Consider the following 13,232-nt stretch of genomic DNA (forward strand, 5'->3'; position numbering starts at 1 on the left):
CGATGGAACCGCTTACATTTTTCCAGTTGCGGATAAGCTTGCTTTGACGCGGATCCGGCGCGGAAACCAGCCGGCATATCATGCCGGACAAACGGGAAAAGCACTTCCCCTTGACGCTTTTAAAAAGCGGGAGAAGTGCGTTGTATTGCGTTACAATGCGTATTCATGCCCCAAAATGAGGAACACGCTCGACGTCCAGGTAAACGCTCTGTCGCGGAGACCTTCGCCGGTCAGGGCGTCGAAATTTTCCGCCATGCCGCTTTTGTTCAGCATGCGGCAGAAGCGGCGCGATACTTCGCGGGCCAGCTCGGCATCGCCGGCCGCGGCGACGCCTTCCACCAGCAGCATCGTCGACGGCGCCCAAATCGGGCCGCGCCAATATCCGTCCGGCGTATAATACGGGCTGCTGACGCTTTCGGTCGCCCAGCCGTTGGCCGTCAGGAAGCGGCTTTCGTCGCGCAAGCCCTCCAGCAGCGCGGTGCGGATCGGCTCGGGAAGCCGTTTGCCGAGCACGATCGGCACGAACAGCAGCAGGCTGTCGCCGTCGGACGGCTCATGCGTGCCCGAGCGGCAGGAAATAAACGTTCCGTCCCGCCAAAAATGGGCGATCATGTTATCGAGCGTATCCTCCGCCAAACGGCGCCATGCCGAGGATTCTTCCGGAAGTCCGAGCAAGCCGGCGATTTCGGCAAGCAGCTCGGCCTGAAGGATCAGGAACGCCGCCAAATCCGGGCTTTCCACCGGAATCCCGTTATTAAACGCCGTGCTGTTGTCCCAGCCCGAATCGTTGCCGTGGTTGTACTGCGGAATGCCGTCGCCGTCCCCGTCGCGGTACCGGTACCACCATTTCGTCCATTTGGACAATGGGCCGTATACTTCGCGCAGCTGAGTCTCCCGGATGTAATCCGTCCGCTGCATCATCCAGGCGAGCGTCCAGCCGTGAATCGGCGGTTTGTTGCAGTTCCACAGCTCGTATTTGTCGTTGACGAAGTCGGGAATCAGCCCGCTTTCGTCCTGCCGGTCGAAAAAGATCATGAACTGGTCCCAGGCCAGCTTCGGATCATGGCGGACCAAAGCCATCGCGTTAAAGCAATGGTCCCAGCTCCATATATTCGTCATCCAGTTTTTCGACATGTACATGGCCGGCCGCGTCAGCAAGCCTTCCGCCGGGACGAGGCAGGACCAGGTTATATAGGCCGCAAGCTCCCTTCCCTCGGCGAAAGCCTCGGACACGGGCAAACTTCGATCGAGCCAAGAAGCAAAGTCTTCCTTTGCCGACTGAACCGCTTCGTCAAACGGCTCCCATGCGGCCCGCGGCTCCCAGACCGTGCGGAATTCCTCGACGGCAAACTCCGCTTCGTTCGTGTCCGGATCCGGAACGAACTCGGCGACGACGCGGGAGCTTTTGATTTTGTCCCACGGCACTTCCATCTTCATGGCGCCCGCAAGCCGGGTCAGCATAAAGCGGCATTCATGGGTAAAGCTGTTCATCTCCCAGCTGTTTTCGTTCACTTCGTAAGCATAATCGTAAGCGGCCGGCATGAAGGTCAGCCGGATGCCGCAGCCCTTCGAACGGAAGCGGACCGTACGTTTGTCCGAAATGCAAATGTCGGCGTAGATTTCGGACGCGGGCGACTGAAGCTTGACCGCCTCCGGCGATGCCTCAGCCGTAAACGGAATCAGCCTGCCGAGGGCATCCACCGGTTCGATGCGGAAGGCTTCTCCGAACTTGTCGTCTCCGCCCCGTACCGTCCGGAGGTAGAGGCCTTCCTGTCTATTTTTTCCTTCGGGCAGGAGCGAAACCGCAAGAAACGTTTCTCTCCGGCTGAAGGGCACGATGCTCAGGTCGAATTTCATGGCTGTTCTCCTTCGTCAAGAGGAATCATAACGCTTTCATTGTACCCTTGATCGGGAAGGGCCGAAACGGCCAGTTGTTTTCGAGTGGCGGCCATTTTGTTGGAAAAACGGGGGCCACCTCATAAAAGGTGTCTTTTTGTTCGACCATGCGGGGCACAAATGTTAGGCCGGTCTCCGCCGCCTTCCGAGATTCGTTATTGAGCGTTCGGCTTGGAATGGCTCGCGTCGTTGCCGGTGGCCGGAACGGAATCCGCTTCGTCCATCAACAAACCCTATGAACACGAAAAACACCCTGCAGCCGGACAACCGAAGGGCGGTCCGAGGTCTGCAGGGCGTGGATAAGGCCTGGTCAAAACTTATGATGATCTTGTTATTTCCCGTGACACTTCTTGTATTTCAATCCGCTTCCGCATGGGCAAGGTTCGTTTCTTCCGACTTTGGGAACGGTATTGTCGCTTTCGTCCACAAGTCGGACGAGCCCTTTCTCCGGATCGATGGCATTCATCGCGCTCAGCTCCACCAGCGTATGACCGGCGTTGGCCCACATTCTCGTGTTGTTGTACACTTCCGCCAGCAGGGAAATGACGCGCTGCGCATGCACAGGCGTTTTGAACGGGATTTTATGGCGGTCAAACTGATTGATCAGCTCCTGCATCGGGGACTTCTGCACGCAAGCCCATTGAATGTCGTCAAGCAGATGTTCCACCCGCTCCGCGTCCTTGCTCATGTTGTTCAGCACAAAAGCCTGCAGTTCTTCAAGCTGCGGCGTCATCTCGAAGTAACCCATATCCGCGTAGCGGAGCAGCTCTTCTTTTTCCGGAACGTAAAACGGTTTATCGTCCAATCCTTCCGCCAGCTCGGCCAGCTTGTTTTCATCCGCGCTGCCTGCGATCAGTCCGTTGTACAGAACGTCGCCCGCCAAAAGGATGTTTTGTCCGCGATCGCCCATCTCGCCTGCGCAAGCCGCAAGCTCCTCTTTGGTGATCGACTCTTCATGCTGCGAATTATATACTTGAACAAGCTTGTCCAGCTTGATAACGCCATACAAATGAGCCGCGGCGGCGATATAATCGTAAACTTCCTGCTTCGAGCCGTGCTCTTTTTTCAATTCGGACAAGCCGATTTGCGATGCGGCCGCTTTGATTTCCTCCGGCATCAGCACATGCAGCTTGCCTTCGTTAAAGAAGCTGAATACCAGCCCGCGCTCCAGAAAATTCGCATAATGTCCGAAAGGCAGCGTATTATCCTGAATGGACGGCTCGTTCATCACTTTTTCCAGAAGGGCCCATTCATCGGCATCCGTCGCCATCACGATCGGCCGCAGCTGCTCCGGATCGGTCAAATATGCTGAAAGAGCATCTGCAAGCTCTTCCTTCTTCATCTTGGAACGTCCGGAAATTTGATTGGCGGCAGCAAGCGAAGAAAGTCTTGATTTGGTCAAGCTTTGCAGAATTTCCGGCAAACGGTTCATCACGTCTCCGATGATGGCGTGCTGTATATTACGTTCTTCCATTTGTAACCTTGGGTCTTCCAACATTTACACCTCTTCCAGATTGATAAGCATGCAGGCAACGATTTTGCAAATCCAAAGAACCCTCTTCGGCATCGAGCGGCCGAAAACGTTTCATTCGTTTATAGATCGCACCCTGGAGCGTCTAAATCCATGCCGCGGCATCCGAGGCATGTGAATTTAGCCGCATCTTTAAACATTATACACTATTCGAGCCGTTTCATCTTCCATACCGAAAATTTTACAACATGCCGGCAAGGAGAAAAGCAACAAAAGCGCCCGGCCTCCGGAAGGCCGGGCAATATTCGCTGCTATTCATGAAACGAAAGCTACACCATGATTTTACAAATATCGTTCGTAAATTCGACCGGATCCTGGATCGGAAGCCCTTCGATCAGCAGCGCCTGGTTGTACAGCAGGTTCGTATACAAGCCGAGCTTTTCGCGGTCTTTGTCGAAGGCTTCCTTCAAGGATTTGAACACGTCGTGCTGCACGTTGATCTCCAATATTTTGTCGGCCTTGATGCCTTCGCTGCTCGGCATCGCGTTCAGCACTTTTTCCATTTCGATCGAAAGCTCGCCTTCGGCGGACAAGCATACCGGATGGGACTTCAGGCGTTTGGATGCCTTGACGTCCTTCACTTTGCCGGCAAGCAGTTCCTTCATCGCTTCGAACAGCTCTTTGTTCTCTTCCGCTTCGGCTTTGGACGCCTCTTCGTCCGCTTCGGACTCGATGCCGAGATCGCCGCTCGATACCGATTTGAACTCCTTCTCCTTGTAGTTCATCAGCATCTTGATCGCAAATTCGTCGATGTCGTCGGTAAAGTACAGAATTTCGTAACCTTTGTCAAGGACAAGCTCCGTTTGCGGCAGCTTCTCGATCCGTTCGACGGAGGTTCCGGTAGCGTAATAGATATATTTTTGATCCTCAGGCATTCTCGACACGTATTCATCGAGCGTAACCAGCTTTTTCTCCTTCGAGGACGTGAACATCAGAAGATCGGACAACATGTCCTTGTTCATGCCGTAATCGTTGTATACCCCGAATTTAAGCTGCCGGCCGAACGCTTTGTAGAACGTTTCGTATTTCTCGCGTTCGTCCTTCAGGAGGGACAGGAGCTGGGATTTGATTTTGTTTTTGATGTTTTTGGCGATGAGCGTCAGCTGACGGTCATGCTGCAGCATTTCGCGGGAGATGTTCAAGGACAGATCCTCGGAATCGACCATCCCTTTGACGAAGCTGAAGTAATCCGGCAGCAGGTCCGCGCATTTGTCCATGATCAGGACGCCGTTGGAATACAGCTCGAGGCCTTTTTCGTATTCCTTCGTGTAATAATCGAAAGGCGTGCGTTCCGGAATGAACAAAATGGCGTTGTACACGACGGCGCCGTCCGCCTTGACGTGCACGTAGCTGAGCGGTTTGTCGAAGCCGTAGCGTTTTTCCGCGTAGAAGTTCTCGTAATCTTCCTTCGTCAGCTCGCTTTTGTTTCGGCGCCAGATCGGCACCATGCTGTTGATCGTTTGCTCTTCCTTGTATTCCTCGAATTCGCCCTCGCCGCCTTCCTTCGGACGGCTTCCGCTCACTTCCATTTTGATCGGATAACGGATGAAGTCCGAATACTTCTTGATGATCGTTCTCAGGCGGTATTCCTCAAGGAATTCGTCATACCGGTCGTCCTCGGTGTTTTCTTTGATTTTCAGAACGATTTCGGTTCCTACCGAATCCTTCTCGCAAGGTTCGATCGTGTAGCCGTCCGCGCCTTCGGATTCCCAGCGGTAAGCCTGGTCGCTGCCCAGCGCTTTGCTGGTCACCGTCACCTTGTCGGCAACCATGAACGCGGAATAAAAGCCTACGCCGAATTGACCGATGATGTTGTGTCCGTCCTTCGCTTCGTTTTCGCTCTTGAAGGCAAGCGAACCGCTTTTGGCGATGATCCCGAGGTTGTTTTCCAGTTCCTCCTGGGTCATGCCGATCCCCGTATCCGTAATGGTCAGCGTGCGGTTTTCCTTATCGGGAGTAATGCGGATATAATAATCATCTTTATTGAAGACGATGTTGTCGTCGGTGAGAGCTTTGTAATAAATCTTGTCGATCGCGTCGCTGGCGTTGGAGATCAATTCCCTCAAAAAGATTTCCTTCTGCGTGTAGATCGAGTGGATCATCATGTCCAGCAGCCGTTTCGATTCGGCTTTGAACTCCTTTTTGATCATGAGTCAGTGCTCCTTTCGGCTCGATGGGTATGTTAGCACTCTCGCACAATGAGTGCTAATTCTTATTTTTATATATCACACCTTGAATTTCGAAGTCAATACATGAAGACGATTTCAAAGCCGGTGATCCTGGCTTTCGCCGATACGTCCCCCCGAACTGCGCCCATCCGGCGCGAAACGGGCCGGCCTGCGCAAAATGACGGTGCCAATATAAAAACCCGCGAATCCTCGCGGGCTTTTGTGCCGTCTCTACTCCGCCGCAAACAGCCTCCTTAAATAATCGTTCAAAAATAGGCCTGCCGGGTCCACCTGCTGGCGTACCTTCCGGAACGCCTCCCACATCGGGTACAGGCCGGCAAGCTCCTCCGCCGTGCGGGTATGCATTTTCCCCCAATGCGGTCGGCCGCCGTGCTTCCGGAAAATGTCCTCGACGTCGCGGAAATACGTCTCATGCGCCATTCCCTTGTACATATGAACGGCAATGTACGCGGAATCACGGCCGTAGGCCGGGCTGAGCCAAATATCGTCGCCTTTGACGTAGCGGCATTCGACCGGGAAATGCACCGCATGTTTTTCCGCCGCCACCTTGGCCCGGATTTCGCGGACAACTTCCTCCATCCGCTCCGCCGGCACGCTGCATTCCATTTCATTGAAACGCACGAGCCGCTGTGTGGCAAAAAGCTCATGGCTGTACGCCACGTTCTCGCCCGTAGGGACGAACCACGCCGACAACTGGCTGACCGGCTTGCACAGTCCCGGCAGGATGCGGCAGCCTTCCGACATCATGCCGAAAAAGGCGTTTTCCATCACCAGCTGATTGACCTGCTGCCAAAACCGGTTTTCGGACGGCTTTTCATCCGTTTCATCCAACAGCTTCACCTGGACGGTATCGGTATGGGGGAACCAAAAAAATTCGAAATGGTCGTGATGGTCCCGGAGCTCCGCCAGCCTATCGAAACATTCGTCCATGGACAGGCGCATGCTTCTATAGTGAAGCACCGTCCGGGGAACGACGCGGATGCGGACCTTCACCACGATCCCCAACATCCCGAGCGAAACCTGAAGCGCCTTGAACAGCTCGCGGTTCTGTTCCTCGCTGCATGTCAGCAGCTCGCCGGACGCCGTCACTACCTGGGCTTCCAGCAGCTGCGTCGATAGAGAACCGAACCTTATTCCCGTTCCGTGCGTTCCGGTTCCGATCGCGCCCCCGATCGACTGGACGTCGATGTCGCCGAGGTTTTCCTGCGCCCAGCCCTGCTTGTGCAGCGCTTCGCTGATGTCCTTTAATCTCGTCCCCGCCCAAATCCAGACGCTGCGCGTGCTTTCGTCCACCGGCTCGACGCCGGCCAGGTGGTCCAGCGAAAGCAGGACGTCTCCGGTCTCGACCAGCGGCGTAAAGGAATGCCCGGCCCCGATGACGCGGATGCCTTTGCCTTCCTTGGCGCAGGACTGGACCAAAGCCGCGATTTCATCGACCCCGGTCGGATATGCGACATGCCTCGGCATGGTGCGGACGGTTCCCGACCAGTTCCTCCATACCTTCCGGTTTTCGTTCAAAGAAAGCATTGTCCATCCCCCCGGTACGTCGTGATTTTTTCAACGATCTTGCCTTTCGATACGCCGTACAGATGATTGAACCGTTCGCATAACTCCCCGGCCTTCGCATGCCGGAAAAAGATCGGATCGCCCAGCGTGAGTGGCTCCTCTCCTTCGTACTTTACGGGGGTTTGCACTTCCCCCGCGCCTTCCAGCGGCATCAGGGACGCCCCTGCCGGCAAATAAGGTTTCGGCAGCTTATCTTTGCCGGCGGCTCCCGAAGCCGCATATCCGCCCCCGAGACAGGTATACAACTGTTCACTAGGCTGGCGCACGATTTCAACGGCGAAACCAGCCGCGGGCAGATAACGGAAATCTTTGTAATTGTCGAATAACGCCGGCGCAAAGAACCCGGAGCCGACCGTCACTTCCGTCACCGCTTCCTCCTGAACGGTCGAATGCAAGCTCCCCGTGCCGCCGCCGTTTACGAAACGCAAAGGCGCCCCCATCGCGTCTTCGATCATGGCGACAAGCGCAGCCCTTTTCTCGGCAATCTGCCGAATGGAGCGCCGCTTCAGCGTTTGCACCAGCCTGTTTTTCGGGCCGCTGTTCGGATAATGGTCGCCTACCCCGGCAATTTGGGCTTCGTACCCCATGACGCCGTCCAGCATCACCATGCGGGAGGAGAGGATTCTCTCCACGACCGGCTCCGCCTCGGCAACGGTGCGGATCGGCGAGCGCCACACGCCGAAATGCAGCCCCGGTACGTCCATCGACATGTCCATGTCGAGACATACGGGGAAACGTACGCCATGCCTCGCCGCGATGCGTTCGAGATGCTCGATATGCGCGATCGAATCGACCATCAGCGTAACCGATTTGCCCCGGCGGATGAGCTCGGCCAGGCCGGACAGCGCGGACGGCTCCCACACGGGATAACCCATCACGATATCGTCCAGTCCCTGCTTTACCAGATATATGGCCTCCTGCGGCGAAAAACACATCACTCCGCAAAAAACCGGGCTCCGATGAAGTATCCGCTTCAGCAAAGCGACGCTTCGGACCGACTTGGTGGCGATGCGCAGGTTTTTGGAGCCTGCCCGCTTCAGGATGTTCCGGATATTTTCGTCAAACAAATCCAGGTCCACGTAAGCGAAAGGTTTGGGAATGCCCTCAAACGCCTTTTTATAATAGGCATAACCGCGATCCATCTTCTCCCTCCTTCTGAAACGTCTGCCGTTGCGGGCAATAAAGCCGGAAAATGGAACGAATGAATGGAAACAAACGTGAGGCGCGGATCGAAACAGAGAAAGCGCTGTCATTTTAAAGGAACGGTATGGGCTGCTACGTCTTATTAAGGGTATCTAAACGATATGTTCGTTAACTGGAAAATAGGCTTGCGGAGTCGTCGAAAATTGAGGTCGATCGATCAAGCGGTCATGTGGAAGCGAAAATGATTCTTGAGGCATGTAAATTATCCTTATTTTAGCTGAAAAGGAGAATGCGGGCAATCGGTTCTTTTCGCGTGCTTCCCGCCCGGCACCGGCCGCCCGGAAGTCACGAAGAAGAGGGCTTGCGAATAGGCTATTGCAGCAAACATACGAACCTGATTAGGAGCGATTGCAATGCCTCTTTACGAGCCTCCCGTTCAAGTGCGAACCCTTGCTTATGACGCCCCCGGCATCCGGATCCAATATCCCCAGGTCGCCGGACTGGCGAGCCCCCAAGCCGAGGAGCGAATCAACCGCGCGATCATCGGGCAGATCCAGGAAATGCAGCGAATTCAGCAGCATGTCCAGACCGGAAGCCACCCGCAAACGACCGGAAATTTCGAAATCAAAACGAACGAGCGCGGCATTCTCAGCCTGGTGCTCAGCAACTACACATACTCCGCTCCCATGGCCCACGGCTATACCGTTGCCAAGGGATTGACCTTCAATACCCGCACCGGCGCTTCTTACGCGCTGGCCGACCTGTTCCAGCCCGGCTCGAACTATCAAGCGAAGCTGACGTCGGAGATCAACGCCCAGATTCGCAAAAGGAACCTCCCCATGCTGGAAGGAACGACGGTAACGGTCCAGCCGACCCAGGATTATTATGTGGCCGATAAAGCACTCGTCGTGTTTTACCCGCTGTATTCGATTGCGCCCTATTATGCGGGGTTTCCGATGTTTCCGGTGTCGGTCTACGACCTGCAGAACATCGCTGCCGAAGAAGGACCGCTTACGGTGCTCGCGGCGGATATCGCTTAATGCGATAGCGGCAGCCCCGGCAGGGATGCAAAAACGCCAAAAAAGCCGCCCTATACCGCCGGAAACGGCGGTGCAGGCAGCTTTTGCAGGCGGCATCGGCTTTCAAGCTTCCATGAAACTGCGCTTATTTGACGCCATTATAGACGAAAGCTTTGATAATTTGGCGCTGCGACAAGAAAAACACGACGAGAATCGGCGCCACGAGAATCAGGTTGCCCGCCATCAAAATATTCCAGGTGCCCACGCCTTCGACCTCGCGGATTTTGGCAATGCCGATCGGCAGCGTTCTGGCGGTTTCGTTTGTCGTCATGACCAGCGGCCAGAAATAATCGTTCCAGTGGGCGATAAAGCTGAACAAGGCGAACGTGACAAGCACCGGCTTCACCATCGGCACCATGATCCGGACGATGATTTTCCACTCCGCCGCCTGATCCAGCCTTGCGGCTTCGATCAGCTCGTCGGAAATTTGCCGGAACGCCTGCCGCAGCAGGAAGATGCCGAAGGCGCTTGACGCGAATGGCAAAATGAGGCCCAGATGGGTGTTGAGCAGCTTGAAGGCGCTCAGCTCCAAATAGACGGGCAGGAAGATCAATTGACTCGGAATCATCAGCGTCACCATGACGATGCTGAACAAAAAGCCCGATCCGGCAAACTTATATCTGGCAAACGCATAGGAAGCCGGAATGATCGTCAGCATTTGCAGCAAAAGGATGCTTACGGCGATGATGACGCTGTTCGTAATGTAATGCAGGAACGGCCCCGTGTTCCAGGCGTCGACGTAGTTTTTCCAGACGGGATTCCGCGGAATCCATTCCGGCGGAAATATCATCGTCTCCGGCAGCGTTTTGAGCGACGTGGACAGCATCCAGACAAACGGCAGGGCAAAAATGAGCACCAGCAGCAGAAGTCCGGCAGCGTTCGCAAGGCGGAGCACGACGTTCATGATCGTGCGCAGCAGAGCCCGTTTCGACCGGATCCCGTTCATGGGCGTGCCGGCGGCAGCCCGGATCGGGCCTTCGATGGCGCGGTTTGCGGCTTTCAAGCGTTACACCTCTTTCTTAACGGTAATGAACCCGGTTCGACAGCAGTTTGAAGTAGATGATCGTCAGGATGCCGACAATGACCAGCAAAATGACGCCTGCCGCGGAAGCATACCCGATTTTAAAGAACCGGAAGCCGTATTCGTAAATGTAGTACACGAGCGTGTTCGTGGAATTGACCGGCCCGCCCTGGGTCATGATGGCGATCGTTTCGAACACCTGGAAGGAACCGATCATGTTGATGATGACCAGGAAAAAGATCGTCGGCGACAGCATCGGCAAAATCAGCTTCGTAAACGTCGTCCACGGCCGGGAGCGGTCCAGGGAAGCCGCCTCGTAAATATCGGCGGGAATGCTCTGCAGACCGGCGATAAACACCAGCGTGTTGTACCCGATGCCTTTCCATACCGCGACGATGACCAGCGAGACGAGCGAGGTGCTCGGGTGCGACAGCCATTGCAGCTTTCCGAAGCCGAACAAGCCGATCACCCAATTGAGCAGCCCGTATTCCGGGTCCATCAGCCAGCTCCACAGCAGCGAAATGGACACGAGCGAAATGATATGCGGGCTGAAAATCGCCCCCTGCACGATGCCGTAAAAGAAATTGCCGCGGTTGAGCCACAAGGCCAGCAGCAGCGACAACGCCGTCGTCAGCGTAACCGTCAAAACCGTGTAAACGGTCGTATTGGAAAGCACCTGCATGAATTCCGGTTCGGACAACAAATCCACGAAATTTTGAATCCCGACGAACGTTTTCGTCGGACTGATGAAATTCCAGTCGTAGAAGCTCAAATAAATCATGTAGAAGATCGGATAAATAAAAAACAGCGAAAAAATGATGATGGCCGGAGCAACCATGCCGTAGGGACGAAGTTTATGCCAAACCGTCATACGATCGCGCCCCCGGCAATAAGTGCCCTCTCCTGCATCCCGGCCCCGTATATTCTGCCGCCGTCCGGACCGAAATAATAAAGCTGGTCATGCGGAACCGCTACGGTCACCGCGTCCGCAGGCTCCAGCGGCTTCAGAAAGGTTTTGACGAAAAACGTTCCGGCATCCGAACGGATTTGGTAAATGTTCTCCGCGCCCAGGCTCTCGCGGGTCAGGATATCCCCTTTCAAGACAAGCCCTTCCACCGGGCGATCGGGGTTCAGCAGCCCCTGTTCGGGCCGGAAACCGATGAAACCGACCGGACGGTCCGAGCGGATATTCAGACCTTTCATGCCCTGCATGTCGATGATATTCATCGCGGGCGTGCCGATAAATTGGGCGGTAAACAGGTTGGCCGGGTCCTGGTAAAGCTTCATCGGCGAATCCGCCTGCTGGATCGCTCCCTTGTTCATGACGACGATTTCGTCTCCCATCGACATCGCCTCTACCTGATCGTGGGTCACGTAGACGAATGTCGTGCCCAGCCGCTTGTGAAGCTGGATCAGCTCCGTCCGCATCTGATTGCGCAGCTTGGCGTCCAGATTGGAAAGCGGCTCGTCGAGAATGAATACCTTCGGCTTTTTGACCATGGCGCGCGCGAGCGCGACCCGTTGGCGCTGCCCGCCGGAAAGGCTTTGCGGCTTTTTGTCCAGGAAAGGGGCGAGCCCGACGATCTCCGAAATGTCCTTGACCAGCTTATCGCGCTCGTTTCGGGGCACGCCCCTGTTTTTCAGTCCGAACTCGATGTTGCCGCGGACGGTCATGGTCGGATACAGCGCATAGTTTTGGAATACCATGGCGACGTCCCGCATGCCGGGCGGCGTATCGTTCACGCACGTATCGTCGATCCAAATTTCTCCCCCGCTTTGCTTCTCCAGACCGGCAACCATGCGCAGCGTGGTCGATTTGCCGCAGCCCGAGGGTCCGACCAGCACCGTAAAAGAGCCGTCTTTGATCTCCAGGTTCAAATCCTGAATCACCGTTTCATCCTTGAATGTTTTGCTGATTCCTTTTAGCAGGATTCGTGCCATACATGCATCTCCTCCTTCGTTTTCCGCTTGTTCAGGGCACGCAAGAGCCATTCCAGTTCGTCAAGCGTCGTCAGCCGCAAATCCCATGCCTCGGCGTCGCGGCTTGGATACGGGGAAATGAAGCAGGTTCTGCCCCCGATCCGCTTCGCCGGATGCAAATCGTTCCACGGGTTGTCGCCGACCGACAAAATCTCATCCGCTTGGTATCCCTGCCGCAGCAAGGAAGCCAAATAAGCGTCCAACCCCGCCGGCTTTCCCGCCCCGCAGCAAATTTCATCGAAAACATGCCCGATTCGCATAAACTCCAGAAATTCGGCGCCCGATGCCTGATGGGTATTGGTCATGAGCACCCTTTTTTTCACGCCGAGCTCTCCGATCGCCTGCATCAAACCGCCGTGAACCTCGAAGCGGTGCGGAGCAGCCAGCATTTCTCGACGCACTCTGTTAAAAGCTTCGTCCAGCTTCATGGCCGGCAGCTTGTATTTATGGCTGAACATGGCCGCAATGCACCACGGATCGCCGATATGAAGCAGTTCCCCGTCCAGGATCGAATCGAATTTATACACCTTTTTGCGCATCGGGACGGATGAACCGTCCCAGGCATATCCCCTCGCTAATCCATCCTCCAGCCGAACGACCAGGAGATCGTCTTTCAGATGGTAAAAGTGGCCGAGCCCGAAAAAATGCTCCCCGGACCGGATCGCTTTTCCCATGCTTATGGCCGCCTCCGTATCCGCTTCATGCTCCGTTCCTTCGAGCAGATATCGGATATACCGCTCCATGAAGGTATCTTCCTGATACAACGTGCCGTCCATATCGAAAATAACGACCTTGATCTTTCCCAACCAGTTGTCTTCCGTCATACC

Annotated in this window: 10 protein-coding genes; 1 reads left to right on the top strand and 9 read right to left on the bottom strand. The window is 55.3% G+C overall.

Annotated features, from left to right (window positions below; genetic code table 11):
* Nucleotides 1-150: 150 nt before the first annotated feature.
* The 5 genes from NYE48_RS22230 to NYE48_RS22250 all read right to left on the bottom strand — a co-directional run bounded on the left by NYE48_RS22230 (nt 151) and on the right by NYE48_RS22250 (nt 8,324).
* Nucleotides 151-1,857 (bottom strand): amylo-alpha-1,6-glucosidase, encoded by a 1,707-nt coding sequence (locus NYE48_RS22230; protein WP_340999978.1) that lies wholly within the window; start codon nt 1,855-1,857, stop codon nt 151-153.
* Between the two features lie 370 nt (nt 1,858-2,227).
* On the bottom strand, nt 2,228-3,370 hold the full coding sequence (locus NYE48_RS22235; protein WP_340999979.1) for a YecA family protein: 1,143 nt from the start codon (nt 3,368-3,370) through the stop codon (nt 2,228-2,230).
* Between the two features lie 326 nt (nt 3,371-3,696).
* The gene (gene htpG, locus NYE48_RS22240; RefSeq protein ID WP_340999980.1) at nt 3,697-5,577 is read right to left on the bottom strand and encodes a molecular chaperone HtpG; all 1,881 of its coding nucleotides are present in this window, start codon (nt 5,575-5,577) and stop codon (nt 3,697-3,699) included.
* A 249-nt stretch (nt 5,578-5,826) separates the two neighbouring features.
* Nucleotides 5,827-7,143: a D-arabinono-1,4-lactone oxidase gene (locus tag NYE48_RS22245; protein WP_340999981.1), complete on the bottom strand. Its 1,317-nt coding sequence runs from the start codon at nt 7,141-7,143 to the stop codon at nt 5,827-5,829.
* Nucleotides 7,131-8,324 (bottom strand): amino acid deaminase/aldolase, encoded by a 1,194-nt coding sequence (locus tag NYE48_RS22250; protein WP_340999983.1) that lies wholly within the window; start codon nt 8,322-8,324, stop codon nt 7,131-7,133. The genes NYE48_RS22245 and NYE48_RS22250 overlap by 13 nt, the downstream gene beginning before the upstream one ends.
* Before the next feature lie 414 nt (nt 8,325-8,738).
* Between NYE48_RS22250 and NYE48_RS22255 the strand changes: the two genes are divergently transcribed.
* Nucleotides 8,739-9,365 carry a DUF3298 and DUF4163 domain-containing protein gene (locus NYE48_RS22255; protein ID WP_340999984.1) on the top strand — a complete coding sequence of 209 codons (627 nt, stop codon included), beginning with the start codon at nt 8,739-8,741 and terminating at the stop codon, nt 9,363-9,365.
* Between the two features lie 124 nt (nt 9,366-9,489).
* On the opposite strand, the gene NYE48_RS22260 is transcribed toward NYE48_RS22255, so the two are convergent.
* The 4 genes from NYE48_RS22260 to NYE48_RS22275 form a co-directional block, all read right to left on the bottom strand.
* Nucleotides 9,490-10,308 (bottom strand): carbohydrate ABC transporter permease, encoded by an 819-nt coding sequence (locus tag NYE48_RS22260; protein WP_339325051.1) that lies wholly within the window; start codon nt 10,306-10,308, stop codon nt 9,490-9,492.
* 115 nt (nt 10,309-10,423) lie between these two features.
* On the bottom strand, nt 10,424-11,296 hold the full coding sequence (locus NYE48_RS22265) for a carbohydrate ABC transporter permease (RefSeq protein WP_036713404.1): 873 nt from the start codon (nt 11,294-11,296) through the stop codon (nt 10,424-10,426).
* The gene (locus NYE48_RS22270) at nt 11,293-12,366 is read right to left on the bottom strand and encodes an ABC transporter ATP-binding protein (RefSeq protein ID WP_340999985.1); all 1,074 of its coding nucleotides are present in this window, start codon (nt 12,364-12,366) and stop codon (nt 11,293-11,295) included. Before NYE48_RS22270 ends, NYE48_RS22265 begins: the two co-directional genes overlap by 4 nt.
* Complete coding sequence (locus tag NYE48_RS22275) at nt 12,348-13,229, bottom strand: HAD family hydrolase (RefSeq protein WP_340999986.1); 882 nt, start codon at nt 13,227-13,229, stop codon at nt 12,348-12,350. Before NYE48_RS22275 ends, NYE48_RS22270 begins: the two co-directional genes overlap by 19 nt.
* Nucleotides 13,230-13,232 lie beyond the last annotated feature (3 nt).

The sequence above is a fragment of the Paenibacillus sp. FSL M7-1455 genome (assembly GCF_038004655.1).
GTDB classification, from domain to species: Bacteria; Bacillota; Bacilli; order Paenibacillales; family Paenibacillaceae; genus Paenibacillus_AQ; species Paenibacillus_AQ cookii.

Excerpts from the sequence above, each read along its gene's own strand:
- NYE48_RS22270 (WP_340999985.1), bottom strand. The coding sequence starts at position 12,366 with ATGGCACGAATCCTGCTAAAAGGAATCAGCAAAACATTCAAGGATGAA.
- NYE48_RS22260 (WP_339325051.1), bottom strand. The coding sequence starts at position 10,308 with ATGAACGTCGTGCTCCGCCTTGCGAACGCTGCCGGACTTCTGCTGCTG.
- NYE48_RS22265 (WP_036713404.1), bottom strand. The coding sequence starts at position 11,296 with ATGACGGTTTGGCATAAACTTCGTCCCTACGGCATGGTTGCTCCGGCC.
- NYE48_RS22230 (WP_340999978.1), bottom strand. The coding sequence starts at position 1,857 with ATGAAATTCGACCTGAGCATCGTGCCCTTCAGCCGGAGAGAAACGTTT.
- NYE48_RS22235 (WP_340999979.1), bottom strand. The coding sequence starts at position 3,370 with ATGGAAGAACGTAATATACAGCACGCCATCATCGGAGACGTGATGAAC.
- NYE48_RS22250 (WP_340999983.1), bottom strand. The coding sequence starts at position 8,324 with ATGGATCGCGGTTATGCCTATTATAAAAAGGCGTTTGAGGGCATTCCC.
- NYE48_RS22255 (WP_340999984.1), top strand. The coding sequence starts at position 8,739 with ATGCCTCTTTACGAGCCTCCCGTTCAAGTGCGAACCCTTGCTTATGAC.
- NYE48_RS22275 (WP_340999986.1), bottom strand. The coding sequence starts at position 13,229 with ATGACGGAAGACAACTGGTTGGGAAAGATCAAGGTCGTTATTTTCGAT.
- NYE48_RS22245 (WP_340999981.1), bottom strand. The coding sequence starts at position 7,143 with ATGCTTTCTTTGAACGAAAACCGGAAGGTATGGAGGAACTGGTCGGGA.
- htpG (WP_340999980.1), bottom strand. The coding sequence starts at position 5,577 with ATGATCAAAAAGGAGTTCAAAGCCGAATCGAAACGGCTGCTGGACATG.